Consider the following 18,390-nt stretch of genomic DNA (forward strand, 5'->3'; position numbering starts at 1 on the left):
CAATAACGCCATGTCGATCACTCCAATGTCCCCCGACGCAACAGCCAGGGGAAAGGTCAGAACATGGGTCACTTCTCAGCGGAAATTTATGCCTCTCCCGGGTCAACTCTCAGCGGAAATCAACATGCGAGGCATTCTCCCTGTTCGTTCGAGCTGGATAAATGGGTGATTGATGACATCTCCTGTTGGATATTCTAAACAATCGGCATGGACAGGATCGATCTGTTCCGGGTCTTTTGCCGGGTTGTGGAGTGTGCGAGTTTCACGCGCGCCGCGGACCAGCTCGGCCTTCCGCGATCATCGGTTTCGCTCGCGGTGCAGGATCTTGAGGCCCGTCTCGGAGTGCGCCTGCTCCACCGCACCACGCGCAAGGTCGCACCCACCCAGGACGGGCAGCTGTTCTACGAAAAAAGCCTCGCCGTTATCGGGCAAGTCGAAGATGTTGAAGACTTGTTCCGGCAAGGTGACCGGGGCCTTGCCGGGCGTATCCATGTGGACATGCCCGGCCGCATCGGTCGCCTGATCGTCGCGCCGGCGTTGCCCGAATTCCTTGACCGCTATCCGGGTGTGGATGTCATTCTCGGTGTGACCGACCGGGCCTCCAATCTGGTCGAGGACGCGATAGACTGTGTCCTGCGCGTGGGGCCGCTTGCCGATTCATCGCTTGTCGCTCGACATCTGGGCGATATCGCATTCATCAACGTCGCCAGTCCTGCTTATCTGGAACGACACGGCATTCCCCAGACTCCATCGGATTTCGACCAGCATCATATGGTCCTGTTCGCATCGCCAACCACGGGGCGGGTCGAACCATTCGAATGGTGTGAGGGAAGCAAGATCCGCACGATCCGGGTGGGAGGCAGGGTGACAGTCAATAACGCCGAAGCCATGATCGCCGCCTGCATCGCCGGGCTCGGCATCATCCAGGTTCCGGCGTATGATGTGCGTGATGAAGTGCGGTCGGGCCGTCTGGTGGAAGTGCTTCCCGGCTATCCCGCCGAACCGATGTCCGCGAACCTGCTGTTTCCCCGCCGACGTGAGCGCACTCGCCGTGTGTTGGCATTTGCCGACTGGCTCGAAAACCTGCTGGCACAAAGCATCTGGTAGTGCGCGCCGTTATGTTTGGAGGACCTGAACGAACGGCTGCTCTTGGTAAGCCTTATCCATTTCGCGAATGGCAGCAATGTTGGCGGCAATGGCCCAGCGCGAGATGATTCCCGGCCGGCGTCGCCTTGCAGCTGGCTGCGTAGCGCCGATCCTGCGTGCATTGTCTCGTCTCAAATTGTCGCAAGCGCGAACTGGACGCTTGCAGCGCGCGCCGAATGTCTCGATAGCTCGGACAACTGTCCAAGAAAGCGTGCCAAGTGAAACCCGATCAAAATCCGAAACGACCGCTTGCGCGGCGCTGGCGCCTGACGGCGAACTTGCTCGCGGTCGTATCGCTCGCTGCCTGTTCGGGCGAGCCGTCGTCGGACGCTTCCCAGCGTCAGGCCAAGCAAGTCGGCTATATTGTTGCAAACACGACCAATGTCCCGCTTTCCGTGTCGCTCAGCGGGCGAACCGTAGCCTTCGAAACCTCCGAAGTTCGCCCGCAGGTCTCCGGCGTGATCCGCAAGCGCTATTTCACCGAGGGCAGCTATGTGCGCGCGGGCCAGCCGCTGTTCCAGATCGACCCGAGCCTCTACCAGGCGGCGGTCAACCAGGCCGCAGCCAACCTGGCCAGCGCCAAGGCCTCGGCCGACGCTGCGATTGCGAAGGCCGACCGCTTCAAGCCGCTTGCCGACATGGAAGCCGTCGCCAAGCAGGATTACACCGACGCCCTGTCCAGCGCCCGGGTCGCGAAGGCCTCGGTCGCGCAGAACGCCGCCGCGCTCGACACCGCGCGGATCAACCTGCGCTTCACCAACGTCCCGGCCCCGATCAGCGGACGCATCGGCCGCTCGCTGGCCACTGTCGGCGCACTCGCCAGCGCCAGCCAGACCGATCCCCTGGCCCTGATCCAGCGCACCGATCCCATCTACGTGGACATGCAGCAATCCGCGGCGGACCTGGTCGCGCTGCGCCGCAAGCTCGCGGCCGGCGGCGTCAAGCCCGGCAGCACGCAAGTCCATCTGCAACTGGATGACGGTTCGCAATACGGCTTTACGGGCACCGTCGAGTTTTCCGAAGTGACCGTCAGCGAGGATACCGGAACGGTCACCCTGCGGGCCCGCTTCCCCAACCCTGACGGCCTACTTCTTCCCGGCCTGTTCGTCACCGCGGTGTTCGACCAGGCATCGCATCCTTCCGCCTTCCTCGTTCCGCAAAACGCGATCCAGCACGATTTCGACGGCACCGCCTACGTCATGGTCGTGGGCGACGACGGCAAGGCCGCGCGCCGGAAGGTCGTTACCGACCGCACCTACGAGACCAGTTCGGTGGTCACCTCGGGCCTGAACAAGGGCGACAAGATCATCGTGCAGGGGCTGAACGGCCTCAAGCAGGGGGCCGCGATTCGCCCCGTCGCGGCATCGAGCCCACAGCCGGTCGGACCGCCTGAACAAGGCAGCGCAGCCGGCGCCGGCAAGGACGGCTGACTCCGACATGTCGCGCATATTCATCGATCGCCCCATCTTCGCATGGGTGCTGGCCATCATCGTCATGTTGGGCGGCATCGGTGCCCTGTTCTATCTGCCCAAGGAGCAGTATCCGGACATCGCGCCGACGCAGGTCAACATTCGCGCCACGTATCCCGGCGCGTCGGCCGAAACGATCGAGAACAGCGTAACCCAGATCATCGAGCAGCAGCTGACCGGCATCGACGGCCTGCTCTACTTCAGTTCGCAATCGAGCAATCGCGGGCAGGCCACGATCAGTGCGGTCTTCGCCAAGGGCACCGACCCCGACATCGCCCAGGTGCAGGTGCAGAACAAGGTGCAGTCGGCGCTCTCCCGCCTGCCCCAGTCGGTGCAGGACCAGGGCGTGCGCGTCACCAAGTCCAACCCCGACCAGCTCCTGCTCGTCGCGGTCTACGACGAGACCGATACGCGTTCGAACCAGGACGTGTCCGATTATCTGACCTCGAATGTCCAGGACCCGCTCTCGCGCGTGGAGGGCGTTGGCGAGGTGCGCGTTTTCGGCGCGCCGCACGCCATGCGCATCTGGCTCGATCCCAACAAGCTTGCCTCGGTCGCACTGATGCCGAGCGACGTCATCTCGGCGATCCGGGCCCAGAACACCGAAGTCGCCGCCGGCGAACTCGGCGGGCTGCCCGCCGTCGAAGACCAGGCGATCGACGCCATCGTTACCGCCGGTTCGCGGCTGCAGACCGTCGATCAGTTCCGGAATATCGTCGTCAAGACCAACCCGGACGGATCGACCGTCACCGTGGGCGATGTCGCCCGCGTGGAGATCGGCGCGGAGAACTACAGCACCGTCTCGCGCTTCAGCGGACACCCCGGCTCGGGCATTTCGGTCTCGCTCTCGCCGGGGGCCGATGCGCTGGCAACCGCAGAGGCGGTCAAGGCCAAGATGGAGGAACTCGCCACGACCATGCCCGACGGGCTGGCCTATGCCTATGGCAATGATTCGACGAGTTTCATCAAGCTCTCCATCTCCGAAGTCGAAAAGTCGCTGTTCGAGGCGATCGTTCTCGTCGTGATCGTGATGTTCGTGTTCCTGCAAAGCTGGCGGGCCACGCTGATCCCGGCGATCGCGGTGCCGATCGTGCTGCTGGGCACTTTCGCGATCTTCTACGTCGTGGGCTTTTCGATCAACACGATGACTCTGTTCGGACTGGTGCTCGCCATCGGCCTGCTGGTGGACGACGCGATCGTCGTGGTCGAGAACGTCGAGCGCCTTCTCACCGAAAATCCGGGAATGTCCGCGCGCGAGGCGACCATCAAGTCGATGGAGGAAATCCAGGTCGCGCTGATCGCCATCGCCCTCGTGCTGTCCGCGGTATTCCTGCCGATGGCCTTCTTCGGCGGGTCGACCGGCGTGATCTATCGCCAGTTCTCGCTGACGATCATCTCGGCCATGGTGCTTTCGGTGCTCGTCGCCCTGATCCTGAGCCCGGCGCTCACGGCGACGCTGCTCAAGCCCAAGATGAGCGCCGAGGACCGCGTCCCCACGCTGATCGAGCGCCGCTTGCCCTGGCTGGCACACGGCTGGGAGAAGTTCCACACCGGCTTCAACAGCGGGTTCGAGCGCGTCACCGCCGCCTATGGCCGGCAGGTGGAACGGGTGGTGGCGCACAAGTGGCGCTGGCTGGGCCTGTTCGCGATCACCTGCGTCGCAACGCTGATGCTGTTCGAAAGGCTGCCCACCGGCTTCCTGCCAAACGAAGACCAGGGCAATGTCATGGTCCAATGGCGCCTGCCCGCCGGCAGCCCGCGTTCGCGCACCGAGGAAGTCCAGCGCACGATCGAAAATTACATCATGTCCTCGGAAAAGAACAATGTCTGGGGCATGTTCACGATCGCCGGCGGCGGCTTCGGGGCCAGTGGGCAGAACACCGGCCAGGCCTTCCTGAAACTGACCGACTGGGAGCAACGCAAGGACCCGCACGACAGCGCCGAGGCGATTGCGCAGCGCGCATCGGTTGCCTTTCGCAGCCTGCGCGATGCCCAGGTCTTCGCGCTGGTTCCCGGCGCCATCCGCGGCCTTGGCACCTCGTCGGGCTTCACGCTCGAACTGCAGAACCGTAGCGGCATGAGCCGCGCCCAGTTCGCCGAAGCGAGGGACAAGCTGCTGGCCGAAGCGATGCAGAACAGCCAGCTCGCCAACGTGCGCCTGAGCGATCTTCCCGATGTCTCGACACTGAAAATCGACACCAACACGCGCGCGCTCACCACGTATGGCCTGAGCGCCAGCAACGTGAACGCAACGCTGGCGACCGCCTGGGGCGGCACCTACGTCAACGACTTCATCGACAAGGGCCGCGTCAAGCGGGTCTACGTGCAGGGCGATGCGCAGTTCCGTTCGCGTCCGGAAGACCTGTCGCGCTGGTTCGTGCGCGGTTCCAACGGTCAGATGTCGCCCTTCTCGGCGTTCTCGACTATCGGTTGGTCCACCGCCCCCAGCTCGAGTTCGCGCTTCAACGGGCTGCAGGCCTACGAGTTCTCGGGCACGCCGGCACCGGGCGTCAGTTCGGGCACGGCCATGAACGTGATGGAAGAACTGGCCGCGAAAATCCCCGGCGCGAGCGTCGCCTGGGCGGGATCGTCGTATCAGGAGCGGCTGTCCTCGGGGCAGGCGCCGCTCCTCTATGCGCTCTCGCTGCTTGTCGTGTTCCTGTGCCTTGCCGCGCTCTATGAAAGCTGGTCGATCCCCGTTGCCGTAATCCTGATCATTCCGCTCGGCCTGCTCGGCTCGATCGCCTTCGTCACCTTGCGCGGCCTCGAAAACGACGTCTACCTGCAGATCGGCCTGCTCACCACGATGGGCCTCGCGGCGAAGAACGCCATCCTCATGATCGAGTTCGCGGAACAGGCGGAACGGCAAGGCAAGCGCGTGATCGACGCCGCGCTGGAAGCCGCGCGCATTCGCCTGCGCCCGATCCTGATGACCAGCTTTGCCTTCATCTTCGGCGTGCTGCCACTCGCGGCCGCGACCGGCGCAGGCGCCAACAGCCGTGTCGCCATCGGCACTGCCGTGATCGGCGGCATGCTGACGGCCACTATCCTGGCCATCTTCTATATCCCGCTGTTCTTCGTCCTCGTGCGCCGCAGCGTGCGCGACGGTCTGGCAGCGGCCAGAGAGCAGATGCGCCGGCGGGGCCTGACTTCGGGAGAGAGCGCATGAAGGCCGGCACGACCGTGAAACTGGCGGTGGGACTGGCGAGCGCCGTGGCGCTGGGCGCCTGTTCGCTGGCGCCGAAATACGTTGCGCCCGCCTTGCCAGCGCCGGCATCCTGGCCGATCGGCGATGCCTATCTGGCGCAGAGCGAGGCAGACCTGCCGCTGGTTTCCTACAAGGAGATCTTCCGCGATCCCCGGTTGCAAGCCCTGGTCGAACAGGCGCTGGCCAACAACCGGGACTTGCGCGTCGCCGCCGCCGATGTCGCCGCCGCCCGCGCCCAGATCCGGGTGGTGCGCGCCAACCAGTTCCCCGCGCTCGACGTCGACGGCTCTGCGACATACACCGACCTTGGCGGCGGGACATCGGACGACGGCTGGTCCTATTCGGCCAGAGGCGGCGTTTCGAGCTTCGAGCTGGATCTGTTCGGCAAGCTCGCCAATGCCACTGCGGCACAGCGCGACACCGCACTGGCAACGGAAGCCTCGGCCCGCACCGTACGGCTTGGCCTGGTCTCGGACCTTGCGCTGGCATGGGCCACCTATGCGGCGGACAAGGATCTGCTGGCTATCGCCCGGTCGACCGTCGGCAATGCCGAGGACAGCGTCCGGCTGACGGCGGCACGCCTCAAGGGCGGCGTGGCGCCGCGCACGGACCTGCGCCAGGCCGAGCAGGTGCTGGAAAACGCCAAGGGCGATGTCGCCACGCAGACGACAGCTCTCGCCCAGGACATCAATGCCATCCGCCTGCTGGTCGGCGCCGACTTCGACGAAGCGCTGCTTCCCGGCGGCATCGACGAAGTGAACGAGGGCCTTGCCGTGCTGCCCGCCGGCACGAGTTCGCAAGTCCTGTTGCGCCGCCCGGACGTCGTTTCGGCCGAGTACGACCTGCGTGCCGCCAACGCGGACATCGGCGTGGCCCGCGCGGAACTGTTCCCTTCGATCTCGCTGACCGGCCTGCTGGGCTTTGCCAGCGATTCCCTGTCCTCGCTGTTCGACAAGGGCGCCTTTTCCGCCACGGCCGGCGGTGACGCCAGCTGGTCAATCTTCAACGCCGGCGGCAAGGCGGCCAGTGTGAAGGTCGCCAAGGCCCGGCGCGACGCCGCGCTGGCAGGCTATGAAAAGGCCATCCAGACCGCCTTCAGCGAAGTCGCGGACGCTCTGGCCGACCAGGGCACCCTGTCAGAGCGCCTGCGCGCGGCACGCGCCTATACCGCCGCCGCGCAGGACACCGCGCAACTGACCGAGGCGACTTACAAGCAGGGCATCGCCAGCTCGCTCGACAATCTGGATGCGCAGCGCAGCCTCTACACCGCCCGCCGGGCCGAAGTGCGCGTGCGCCTGCAGGCGGCCGCCAACCGGATCACGCTCTATCGCGTGCTCGGCGGTGACCAGGCAACGACGCCGGGCGGCTAGACAGAGCCGCGCCGGCAGCCGCGGGCCTCACGTCCCGTCGGTATTGACGCTGGCAATGCCCGGACGTTCGGCGCCCATGCCGGAAAAGCCGATGCAGTAACCGCCATCGACCGGCAGGACGACGCCGGTCACATAGGCGGCCTCGTCGCTGGCAAGGTACAACGCGGCATTGGCGATGTCCCGGGCCAGCCCCCAGCGCCCCATCGGAATGCCGGCCAGCACCGGGTATTCGGCGGGCGGCTCGGCATGGGTCTGCGAGGCTTCGACGAGCCCTGTCCACATCGTACCCGGAGCAATCGCGTTCACGCGGATGTTCTTGTCCGAATAGTCGAGCGCGGCGGTCTTGGTGAGCTGGTTCACGCCAGCCTTGGCCGCGCCATAGACACTGTGATGCTTCCAGCCGACCACGCCAGATGCACTGGTCGTGTTGACGATCGCGCCGCCCCCGGACTTGAGCATCGAGATGATGCCGTACTTCATGCCCAGGAACGCCCCCTTGATGTTGGTGGCGTGGACCTTGTCCCACGTCTCGCTCGTCTGCGTGTGCAGCGGCGCCATCGGCCCGCCGAAGCCGGCGTTGTTGCACAGCACGTCGAGCCGGCCGAAGGTGTTTTCGGCAACGGCGATCATCGCCTGCACGTCGGCCTCGCTGGAAACGTCGCAGTGCACGCCGACGGCATCGGCACCGAGCGAGGCGGCAACCTCGTCCTGCATTCCCGAAATGTCGGCGAGCACCAGCTTTGCACCTTCGGCATGGAACAGCTGCGCCATCGCCCTGCCCATGCCCGAACCCGCGCCGGTGATGACGCAGACCTTGTCCTGAAGCCTTCCGGCCATTGCATTTCTCCCGTTTCTGTTTCCCTCGGGCCGATCAGGCGCTCGTGTCGATCGTCGGCCGGATCGAGATTTCCGAAATGTTGGTCCGGCGCGGCATCGCCAGAATGAAGACGATGGCCTCGCCGATGTCGCGCGGCTTCACGGCGCCCTCCTTGCTGACGTGGGCCTGGATCGCCTTGCGCCAGTTGGGGTCGGTGATGTTGTCGCCCACTTCGGTTTCGGTCGCACCGGGCATCAGCGTGGTGACGCGGATGTTCCGGTCGCCCAGTTCCTGACGCATGCCGTCGGTCATGAAATTGACCGCATGCTTGCTTGCCGAATAGGCGCTGGTCATCGGTCCGCCCTTGCGGCCCGCGAGCGAGGAGATGGTGATGATGTCGCCGCCGCCCTGCTCCAGCATGTGCGGCACGGCGGCGGCGCAGGTGTAGACGGTGCCCATCAGGTTGATGTCGATCACCTTGCGGTAGATCGCGGTATCGCAGTTCTCGATCCCGCCGGCTTCCATGATCCCTGCCGAATTTATCAGGATGTCGATGCGGCCGAATGCCTTGATCGTTTCCTCGACCGCCCCTCGCGCGTCGTCTTCGACCGTCATGTCCCCCGGGATGGCGAGCGCCTTACCCCCCGTGGCCTCGATCTTCCCGACCAGCCCGGCCAGCCGGTCGGCACGGCGCGCGGTCATGGCGACGGTGGCACCGGCCTCGGCAAGGCACAGCGCGGCGCCCTCGCCGATCCCCGATGAAGCGCCGGTGACGAGCGCGACTTTTCCTGCAAGCGGCTTGGACATTTCAGGCATCTCCCGACTGATTGCTTCGGAGCCTGTGCCCCGGATCGTATCCATTGGCTGGCAAGGGCACGGGCCTGTGTCAACAAATTTTGCTGAACACCTGTTCTAATCGCCCTCGCGAGCGCTGCAGGATGTATCCAAATTTTAGGCGATCACCAGCACCGACCGATGGATGAACCGCACCAGATCGGCCTGTCCGCGCGCGCCGGTCTTGGCGTAGATGCGCTTGGAATAGGTCCGCGCCGATTCCACTGTCAGCCCCAGCTCCGGCGCCGCTTCGCTGATCGACATGCCCCGACTCAGCGCCAGCGCCAGCCGCGCCTCGCTGGGCGCCAGATCGAAGAGCTGCGCCAGTTGCTCGCAGCGGTCGGCGGAGGACCAGTTGTCGGCATGGAGGTAGCAGACGATGGCAGGCGCCGCCTGCGTCGATACCGGGGTCATGTCGAGGCGCGGGCTGGACGGGACGAACAGCAGGTCGAGCCAGGGCTCGCGACTCAGCACCAGGGCCCGCGGCCGCGCCTGTGGATTGCCGGCAAGTTCGCGGATGGCATCGAGCAACTGCCGGCGCAGCTGGGGATCGCGGGCAGTGAGGCGCCCGTCCTTGCTCCGCGAAAGGTGGCCCGCACCTGCCAGCATCTGCGCCCCGTGCGCATCGGCGTCCAGCAAGCGCCCCTCGCCGTCCAACGTCAGCCAGCCGAAGTTCATGCGCCGCACCGCCTCGCGCGCGACTGCCGCGGTCATACGCTCGCGCTCGAGCGCCACGAAACCGGCCAGCGCGGCGCGCATGTGCGGGGCAAGGTCTTCGAGCAGGACATCTATGTCGGGCGCGAAGTCGCCTGCCCTCCGCGTCACCGTGATCCAGCCGCTGACGCCGCCGCGTTCGGTGAAACGGATCATGCGCAAGTGGTTCATCCCCGCCGGCACGAGCAGTTCCGCCAGGTAGGTCTCGTGATCGGGATCGTCGGACTGGAGCAGTTCGCCCAATCGGTATGTCCGCCCCTCGCTCATGTCGTGGTGCGGCATGGGGTCCATGCGATTGAGGTTCTCCCTGTGATGGCGTGCGACGTCGGGAGGGAACGGCTGCCCCGAATAGAGATGTATCACCCGCGCCTGCGGAGTTCCGAAAGGCAAGGGACGGAACACCAGACTGGCATAGTCGCCCCCGACCCGCTCGCGCAGGGCGTCCAGGAAGGCCCGCCAGGGCGGATCTTCCAGAAGTCCCTCGATCAGCGGCGCAAGCAGTGCGTCCGCATCCTCTCCAGTCAGCATATGCATCCCCAAATGGGAATTTTCTTCTCCCGGCCCCTAGCCCACAAATCGGGCTCGGACAACGCGGCATACAGGAACCATCACCCCAGCGTTCCCATCCGCGACCGGGAGAGGACAACACGTGATGAAAGTGCAACCCGCCGCATTCCTGCGCACCACCCTGCCACTCGGCATCGACATGGCTGCGGAATACGATTCGGGCCGCTACCACTCGATCTGGCTGCCCGATCACATGGTCAGCTTCTGGCCCGATTCGATCTGGACACCGGAGTTCACCGATCTGGCCAAGGCCTCGCCCAGTCCGCACCGCCACCTCGACGGTATGGCGGTCAGCGCCGCGGCGGCCGTACTGACCAAGAACACCCCGCTCGCCACTACGGTGGTCGACACCGTGCGTCGGCATCCCTCGATGCTGGCGCAAAGCGCGCTGACGATCAGCCACTTGTCCAAGGGACGCTTCATCCTCGGCCTCGGCTCGGGCGAACTGGAAAACACAGTCCCCTACGGCTTCGATTTCTCCAAGCCGGTGAGCCGGTTCGAGGAAGCGATCAAGGTCATCAAGCTGCTGTGGCATTCGGACGGCCCGGTCGATTTCGAGGGCAATTTCTTCCACCTCGAACATGCGCGAATGGATACCGAGCTCTACGATGGCAAGGCCCCGCCGATCTGGACCGGCGCGGCCGGCCCGCGCATGCTCGGCATTACCGGGCGGGAGGCCGACGGCTGGTGGCCGGCGGGCGCGTGGACACCGGAGGACTATGCCGCCAAGCTCAAGACGATCCTCGACGCGGGCGATGCCGCCGGGCGCGACATGAGCCACTTCACCCCCGCCCTCACCCAGATCTGTCTGATCGGCGAACCGGACGAGGTCGACGAAATGCTGCAGGCACCGATGGTCAAGTCGATCATCCTGATGCTGACCGCGAAGGACCTCGCCCAGTTCGGCTACGAGCATCCGATGGGCCCCGACTGGCGCGGTATCATGGACTTCGACCCGGTGAAGCTCAGCCGGGAGGCCATGATAAAGTTCTGCAACGAGATGAACCCGCAGGCGATCCGGGACATCATGCCGGTCGGCACGCCGAAGGAAGTGGCGCTCAAGATCAAAGGCTTCGCCGATGCCGGGATGCGCGTCTACAAACTGATGGAGTACGGGGGCATGGGCGGCATGAAGTTCTCGGCGACCTCCGCCGCCAAGGTTCGCGAGACCGAGGACGAAATCCAGAAACTGGTGGAGGCCTGAGATGGCGACCACCAGCGCTCTCGACGCGCAGCAACTGCTGCAGCATGCAATGGACGAGACCGGTCTATCCGACTGGGCCGACGAGGGCTTTCCCGAGCGCTTCGCGCTGGCTGTACGGCATATCAACGACATTCCGATGGACGAGGCCGGGCGCGAAGCGGCTGCCGAGAACATCCATTGGCTGCTGACCGATCGGCTTCGCTTCTTCCAGGACCGCCAGGACTATCCGCTCGCGGACGAAGTGATCGACCGCCCGATGTTCGCCACCGGCGAGCCGCGTTCGGGCACCACGCTGATGCATGCGCTGATGTCGGTCGATCCCGACGCCCGCGCGCTGCGCTTCTGGGAAGTCATGCACCCTTCGCCGCCGCCGGGTACCGTTGCCGGCGAGGACCCGCGCAAGGCGCTTGCCGACGACGAGTGGCGCGAGATCAACGCCAAGATGTGGAAGTGGCTGCACTGCCATCCCTACAATGACATGCTGGGAAACGGCCTGCCCGAGGACGAGCGCACCTGGGCCTTCGACTTCCGGGTGATGACGCCCACCGCCTGGTGGCGCGTGCCGATGCAGAACCTCTCGTTCGGCCTGCCCACCGATCCGACCGCGCAGTACCGCATCCACAAGGCCATGCTGCAGGCCTTCCAGTACAGGCGCGAACCGAAATACTGGGTGCTCAAGGGCTTTCACACCACGCGCCTCAAGGAATTCTTCGAGGCCTATCCCGATGCCACGCTGGTATGGCTGCACCGCGATCCGGTGATGGTGGCCGCCAGTTCGACGATGATGATGAGCGACATCATGGAAGGGATCGTCGGCAAGATCGACCTCGTGAAGGAAGCGAAGATGCACCTCGAGCGGGTGCGCTGGTCGATCGGCAACACGATGAGCAATCCCATGGTGAACGACCCGCGCATCCACCATGTGCTCTACCGCGATTTCGTGACCGACCCGATCGCGACGATCCGCGGCTACTACGAGTTCGCCGGACGCCCCTTCGGTGAGCGACAGGAAGCGGCGATGCGCGACTACCTGGCGAGCAACATGGGCGACCGGCACGGCAAGTTCCACTACTCGACCCAGGTGCTGGTCGACGCGGGATACGACATTGATGCGCTGAACGAAGAGTTCACGCCATTCCGCGAACGCTTCGGCGTGCCGATCGAGGTACGAAAGTGAAATCCTCTCCGGCACGGAGAGGGGGACCATGCGCAGCATGGTGGAGGGGACTCTCGACCAGGCGTAGCGGTGGCGGAGAATCCCCTCCACCATCCGCTTTGCGCATGGTCCCCCTCCCCGTGCCGGGGCGGATCTGATGCACCCGCGCGTAAACCTTCATCAGGTTGCCTTCATGGCCGAGACCACGGCCGCGTTCATCGATTTTTGCTGCAGTATAGAAGTGCAGCATTGCATGCTTGTCACCCCCAAGCTGGAGCAAGCCGGAGAGCTTGAGGCCGCACGTAAAGCGCTTGCCGAAACCGGCGTGAAAGTCGGCTGCGTCAACCACCCCTTCGCCATGCAGCCCAACCTGGAAAGCGACAGCGGCGGCGCCGCATCGGGCCTCATGCGCGCCATCGACATGGCCGCAGAACTGGGCGCGCCTTCGATCTATCTGGTAACCGGCGGACGCGGCTGCCTGTCATGGCAAGAGGCCGCAAACCGCTTTGCCGAGCTGATCGCGCCCTGCCGCGATGCTGCGCAGCAAAAGGGTGTGGCGCTGCTGGTAGAAAATGCCTCCGCGCTCAATGTCGACATTCATATGGCGCATACCCTGCCCGATGCGACACGCCTTGCCCGGATCGCCGGGATCGGCGTCTGCATCGACATCCAGCCCTGCTGGATGGAAGCAGCGCTGAAAGAGAACATGGCCGAGGCCATACCGCTGACCGGCCTTGTTCAGGTGAGCGACTATGTGCTCGGCGACCGCACCGCCCCGAACCGCGCGGTGCCCGGCGATGGCGCCGTGCCGCTGGAGCGGATCATCGGCGACCTGCTCGATCTCGGCTATTCCGGGCTGTTCGATCTCGAACTGGTGGGCCCGCGCATTGCCGAGGAAGGTGCGAGGCCGGCCAGCACCCGCGCGGCCGACTATCTCTCCAATCTGCTCGAGAAACTGGGAGCCTGATCATGGCCTATGGCGACGCCCCTTCCGACAAGGACCTCAAGGCGGCGTGGGACCGCTTCTGCGACGACCTCAAGCATGCCGGTACGCAGGCCTTCAAGGATGCCAACCCGGCCAATGCGCTCCAGCGCGCGGACGCCTTCCGGTTCCTGACCCAGAACCTCGGCCAGGCCTTCGATCTCGCGCTCGAAACCAAGGATCCGGCCTTTCCGCAGATCCACTACTTCACCACGCCGACGATGAAACTGGGCGGCGACGTGGCCGACTTCACCTATCGACAGGCGTGGATCTCGGGCGAGCACACCTATCGCCTGACCGGCAAGCGCGGCACCGCGCGCTGGCTCAACGTAACCGTGCAAGGGCCTCGCCCGGAGACGATCCCCGGAACCGACTGGCCCAGCCTGCATGAACCCTTCGGCGACATTCCCGAGTGCAACATCCTGGGTTCGCAGCTCGAAACCGATGCAGAGGGCAGGTTCGAACTCTTCATCGGCGGCGAGGAACGCAGCGGAAACTGGCTCCCCACCACGGCAGGCAGCCGCAAGCTGTTCATCCGCGAAGCCTTCGACTCCTGGGGCGAGCAGCCGACCACGCTCACTATCGAGCGCCTGGGCATGGCCGAGCCGCGCCCGATGCCCCCTCCCGACCGCATGATCGAGGCGATGGAATGGGCCGGCCGCTTCGTCTCCGGTTTCATGGAGCAATGGCCCGAGCATTCGTGGCAGACATCGCGCGGCGTGTGCGATCCCCACCAGCTCAACGCCTTCCCCGCCGACAAGTCCGCCAACGACGCCTCGGACGCCAAGCGCGGACGCATGGCCGCGCACATGATCTGGCGCCTGCGGCCAGACGAAGCGCTGATCGTCGAAATGGACATGCACGAGGGCTTCTGGATCTTCGGCATGGGCGGCGCCTTCATGGGATCGATGGATTTCCTCCACCGCCCGGTGAGCTACACGCCCGCACGCACGAAAGTGGATGCCGACGGCGTCGTGCGCCTCGTGATCGCGCATGACGATCCCGGCGTGCACAACTGGCTCGATACGCAAGGGTTCAGCGACGGCAATCTCACCTACCGCAACCTGCTGACCCAGAGCCCGGCGGCATTCCGCACCAGACTGGTGAAACGCGCGGACCTGATGACGTATCTGCCCGCCGATACCGCCACGGTCACGCCCGGGCAGCGCGCGGCGATGCTGCTGGAACGCTATCGGGCGATCAAGCCGCGTTTCGGCATCTGATGCTCATTCCCCGTGCATCGTCGCCAGCGGCTCGGCCGTGCGCGACGCCTTGCGCATCAGCAAGGCCAGCGGCGCGGCGAGCACCGCAAGGATCAGGATCGCGCGGTAGGAATTGACGTAGGCGACCATCGCCGCCTGCCGGCCGATCTCCCCCATCATCGCCTGAACGCCGGGCACGTTCATCACGTCGAAGTCCGGCATGCCCCAGGCGATCACGGGATTGTCGGGCCGCACGCGTTCGACAAGATGCGACTGCACTTGCGCCTGATCGCGGATCGTCGCCGACTGGATCAGCGAGATGCCCGCCGCCCCCGAGAGATTGCGCACCAGCGTGAAGATCGTCGAACCCTCGTTACGGTATTCGCGAGGCAGCGTGGAAAAGACGATCATCGTCAGCGGCAGGAACAGCAGCCCCGATCCGCAGCCCTGCAGGAAGGTGACGAAGCCCATGCGTGCCTGGCTGACTTCCAGCGACATCGAGGAAAGCAGCGTCAGGCTGCCAACCAACAGTGTCATCCCCGTAAAGATCAGGTAGCGTGCATCGATCACCGAAACGAGACGGCCAACCACCATGATCGTCAGCAGGTTGCCGATCGCGCGCGGGGTCGAGATCAAGCCGGTCAGCAGCACCGGATAGCCCAGCAACTGCTGCATCATGCTGGTCATGATGGGGATGACGCCGGTCAGGAAGATGCCGGTCACAGCCGAAAGCACTGTGCCGAGCAGGAAGTTGCGGTCCGTGAAGATCACTGGCTTGATGAACGGATCGCGCGCGGTGAGCATGTGGACCACCGATATATAGGCAAACAGGCCCGCAATCGTCGCCTCGATGCAGATCTCGATGGAATCGAACCAGTCGACCATCTGCCCACGATCGAGCATGAGCTGGAACGCCGCCAGCGTGATCGAGACGAAGGCGAACCCGCGCGCATCGAAGGGACTGGCGCGGCTCGAATGCAGGTCGCGCGCGAAGATCATCAGCCCAAAGAACGCCATCACACCCACCGGCGCATTGATCAGGAAGATCGCGCGCCACGAAACGTACTCGGTAAGCCAGCCGCCAAGGATCGGCCCCATCATCGGCCCCAGCAGTGTACCCATGCCGAAGGCGGCAATCGCCGGGCCCTGTTTTTCGGGCGGGTTGATGTCGAGCAGCAGCACCTGGCTGAGCGGCACCAGACTGGCACCGGAAAAGCCCTGCACCAGTCGCGCAAACACCAGGAATTCCAGCGTCGGCGCCAGACCGCAAGCAATGGAGCTGAGGGTGAAGCCCACCACCGACAGCGCCATGACGCGCACGCGCCCGAACCTGTCGGCCAGCCAGCCTGCCAGCGGCGTGGCGATGGCGCCTGCCAGCAGGTAGGAGGTGAGCACCCAGGCAATCTGGTCCTGCGAGGCGCCCAGCGTGCTCTGCATGTGCGGCAGCGCGATCACCGCGATGGTGCCGTCGAGCGTGACCATCAGCACCGCGAGAATCGTCGCGCCCGTGATCAGCAACCGGCGCGACGGATCGGGATAACTCGCGCTGTCCATGGGCCTCTGCTGGTTTCCTAAGCGTGCTTAGTAAGCCTTGCACGCGGGCCGAAACCGGGCAAGCGCACCGGTGGCAGCATCGCGCCGCCGATGGCCGGTCATCGCGAGAGGATCAGCGCCCCCGCCACTCCGGCTTGCGCTTTTCGGCAAAGGCGCGCGGGCCTTCCTGCGCATCCTCGGAATGATAGGTCCGCTCGTGCGCGGCGCGGGCTGCCTGCAAGGCGGCGGAACGGCCCATCTCGGTAGAGAGCATCACCGTCTCGCGCGCGGCCTTCACCGACAGCGGCGCGCCGTCGAGCACGTCCTTCGCCAGTTCAATCGCGGCATCGAGCGCACCGCCCGGTTCGGTCAGGCGATTGACGAGGCCGATCTCGTAAGCGCGTTCGGCCGTGATCGGCTTGCCCGTCAGCACGATCTCCATGAAGATACGCTGCGGGATCATGTGGATCAGCGGCGCCGCCCACGGGCTGCCACGGCCCACCTTCACCTCGGTAATTGCGAACCTGGCGTTGGTGCTGGCGACGCACAGGTCGCAGGCCTGCGCGATCATCCAGCCGCCGGCCATGGCGTGGCCGTTTACTGCCGCGATGGTGGGCTTGCTCAGCTCGATGCTGTCGTAGGGCAGCGGGAACATGTCGCGCGGGGGCACCGTCATCCCCGTCTCGACCATTTCCTTGAGGTCGCCGCCGGCACAGAAAGCCTTGTCGCCGCTGCCGGTCAGGATGGCGATGCGCATCGCATCGTCCGCCTCGAACCGGACCCATGCCTCGCGCAGCCCTTCGCGTACTTCGCGGCTGAGGCAATTGCGCTGATCGGGGCGATTGATGGTCAGGACGGCAATGCCGTCTTTGCGGGCATCGTATAGGACGGCATCGGACATGATCAAAACCCTCGCTTGGCGATTTCGTGGGCAGTGCGGTCGAGTTCCTCGCGGAAATCGGGATGGGCAATGGCAACCAGACGCCGCGCGCGCTCGGCCAGCGACTGGCCCTTGAGTTCCGCAGCGCCAAATTCGGTGACGACCACGTCGACCTCGGTGCGCGCGGACGTGACGGGGCCGCCCAGCTTCGGCACGATCTTGGAAAGCGTGCCGCCCTTCGCGGTCGCGCCCAGCACCATCAGCGAGGCGCCGCCCGGCGAACGGGCGCCGGCGCGCACGAAGTCGACCTGCCCCCCGGTCCCGCCGACATAGGAATTGCCCACCTGCTCGGCATTGACCTGCCCGGTCAGGTCGACCTCGACCGCCGAATTGATCGTGACGAGGCGCGAGAGCCGGCCCAGCACGCCCGCATCGTGGGTGTAGCTCGTCGGCGTCATGCGGATCGCCGGATTGTTGTGCGCCCAGTCGTAGAGCCGCTTGGTACCGATCAGCGCGCCGTTGATCGAAACGCCGGTGTCGATTTCCTTGCGGGCATTGGTGAGCACGCCCGCCTCGGCCAGTTCGACAAGACCGTCACCCAGCATGCCCGAGTGCACGCCCAGATCCTTGCGGTCGTGCAGCAGGCGCAGGATCGCATCGGGCACCGCGCCAACGCCGGTCTGGATCACCGAGCCGTCGCCGATGTATTCGGCGCAGAACTTCGCAATCGCCTCGTCGGTGGGGCCGATCTTGGCGGGCGCGACTTCGACCGGCGTGCGGCTGACCCTCACCGCAACGTCGATGACGCTGCCGGGGATCAGCTCGCCCTGCACATAAGGCACCTGCTCGTTGACTTCGGCGATCACCATGCGCGCCTTGTCCACCGCCGCACGCACGTAGTCGGAAATGAGGCCGCAGGAGTGATTGCCCTCGGCATCCGCCGGGCTGACCTGGATCATTGCCACATCGCAGGGCATCACGCCCCATTCGATCAGCGGCGCGACCTGGCTGACGTGAACAGGGATTACATCGAGCAGGTTGGCCTTGGTCATCGAACGTAGCGCGCCGATCGCGCCCATGCTGGACAGGCGGAACGCGCTCGCGGTTTCCGGCGTGAACAGGCCCGAGAAGCTGGTGGCGATGAAAGCGCCGAGATCGCCAATGGCCGCCCCTTGCGCGATCAGCGCTTCCACCAGCGTGGTGGGTTCGCCGCAGGCCTGACCGAAGACGATCTTGTCGCCCGCCTTCAGGTACTTGGAAAGGTCCAGCACTTCGGGGGTAACGGTGTCGGTCATGTATGGGTACCTC

The 18,390-nt window shown here is 65.2% G+C and carries 14 protein-coding genes; 8 read left to right on the forward strand and 6 right to left on the reverse strand.

From position 1 onward, the window contains the following. The first annotated feature begins 207 nt into the window (after window positions 1-207). From NZK81_RS16165 to NZK81_RS16180, 4 genes are all read left to right on the forward strand, one after another. A complete protein-coding gene (locus tag NZK81_RS16165; RefSeq protein WP_260047110.1) occupies window positions 208-1,107 on the forward strand; it encodes a LysR family transcriptional regulator in 900 nt (299 codons plus the stop codon). A 257-nt stretch (window positions 1,108-1,364) separates the two neighbouring features. After that, the gene (locus tag NZK81_RS16170; RefSeq protein ID WP_260047111.1) at window positions 1,365-2,576 is read left to right on the forward strand and encodes an efflux RND transporter periplasmic adaptor subunit; all 1,212 of its coding nucleotides are present in this window, start codon (window positions 1,365-1,367) and stop codon (window positions 2,574-2,576) included. A gap of 7 nt (window positions 2,577-2,583) precedes the next feature. Then, a complete protein-coding gene (locus NZK81_RS16175; protein WP_260047112.1) occupies window positions 2,584-5,784 on the forward strand; it encodes an efflux RND transporter permease subunit in 3,201 nt (1,066 codons plus the stop codon). Further along, complete coding sequence (locus tag NZK81_RS16180; protein ID WP_260047113.1) at window positions 5,781-7,193, forward strand: efflux transporter outer membrane subunit; 1,413 nt, start codon at window positions 5,781-5,783, stop codon at window positions 7,191-7,193. The genes NZK81_RS16175 and NZK81_RS16180 overlap by 4 nt, the downstream gene beginning before the upstream one ends. Window positions 7,194-7,220: 27 nt before the next feature. Here the strand turns inward: NZK81_RS16180 and NZK81_RS16185 are convergent, their stop codons facing one another. From NZK81_RS16185 to NZK81_RS16195, 3 genes are all read right to left on the reverse strand, one after another. Then, on the reverse strand, window positions 7,221-8,030 hold the full coding sequence (locus NZK81_RS16185; protein ID WP_260047114.1) for an SDR family NAD(P)-dependent oxidoreductase: 810 nt from the start codon (window positions 8,028-8,030) through the stop codon (window positions 7,221-7,223). Between the two features lie 34 nt (window positions 8,031-8,064). Further along, window positions 8,065-8,817: an SDR family oxidoreductase gene (locus tag NZK81_RS16190; RefSeq protein WP_311202104.1), complete on the reverse strand. Its 753-nt coding sequence runs from the start codon at window positions 8,815-8,817 to the stop codon at window positions 8,065-8,067. A 144-nt stretch (window positions 8,818-8,961) separates the two neighbouring features. Further along, window positions 8,962-10,086, reverse strand: a complete 1,125-nt coding sequence (locus tag NZK81_RS16195; RefSeq protein WP_260047116.1) for a helix-turn-helix transcriptional regulator — start codon at window positions 10,084-10,086, stop codon at window positions 8,962-8,964. A gap of 124 nt (window positions 10,087-10,210) precedes the next feature. Between NZK81_RS16195 and NZK81_RS16200 the strand changes: the two genes are divergently transcribed. The 4 genes from NZK81_RS16200 (at window position 10,211) to NZK81_RS16215 (ending at window position 14,690) form a co-directional block, all read left to right on the forward strand. Then, window positions 10,211-11,329, forward strand: coding sequence for an LLM class flavin-dependent oxidoreductase (locus tag NZK81_RS16200; RefSeq protein ID WP_260047117.1), 1,119 nt, complete (start codon window positions 10,211-10,213; stop codon window positions 11,327-11,329). Between the two features lies 1 nt (window position 11,330). Further along, on the forward strand, window positions 11,331-12,506 hold the full coding sequence (locus NZK81_RS16205) for a sulfotransferase family protein (RefSeq protein ID WP_260047118.1): 1,176 nt from the start codon (window positions 11,331-11,333) through the stop codon (window positions 12,504-12,506). A gap of 136 nt (window positions 12,507-12,642) precedes the next feature. Beyond that, window positions 12,643-13,452, forward strand: a complete 810-nt coding sequence (locus NZK81_RS16210) for a sugar phosphate isomerase/epimerase family protein (RefSeq protein ID WP_260047119.1) — start codon at window positions 12,643-12,645, stop codon at window positions 13,450-13,452. Window positions 13,453-13,454: 2 nt separating this feature from the next. Beyond that, a complete protein-coding gene (locus NZK81_RS16215) occupies window positions 13,455-14,690 on the forward strand; it encodes a DUF1214 domain-containing protein (RefSeq protein ID WP_260047120.1) in 1,236 nt (411 codons plus the stop codon). A gap of 3 nt (window positions 14,691-14,693) precedes the next feature. Here the strand turns inward: NZK81_RS16215 and NZK81_RS16220 are convergent, their stop codons facing one another. From NZK81_RS16220 to NZK81_RS16230, 3 genes are all read right to left on the reverse strand, one after another. Continuing rightward, entirely contained in the window at window positions 14,694-16,223 is a 1,530-nt protein-coding gene (locus tag NZK81_RS16220) for a DHA2 family efflux MFS transporter permease subunit (RefSeq protein WP_260047121.1), read from the reverse strand. A 112-nt stretch (window positions 16,224-16,335) separates the two neighbouring features. Then, window positions 16,336-17,103, reverse strand: coding sequence for an enoyl-CoA hydratase/isomerase family protein (locus NZK81_RS16225; protein ID WP_260047122.1), 768 nt, complete (start codon window positions 17,101-17,103; stop codon window positions 16,336-16,338). Between the two features lie 2 nt (window positions 17,104-17,105). Next, on the reverse strand, window positions 17,106-18,353 hold the full coding sequence (locus NZK81_RS16230; RefSeq protein ID WP_311202108.1) for an acetyl-CoA hydrolase/transferase family protein: 1,248 nt from the start codon (window positions 18,351-18,353) through the stop codon (window positions 17,106-17,108). Between the last annotated feature and the right edge of the window lie 37 nt (window positions 18,354-18,390).

The sequence above is a fragment of the Novosphingobium mangrovisedimenti genome, from assembly GCF_025153475.1.
In the GTDB taxonomy this organism is placed as follows: Bacteria; Pseudomonadota; Alphaproteobacteria; order Sphingomonadales; family Sphingomonadaceae; genus Novosphingobium; species Novosphingobium mangrovi_A.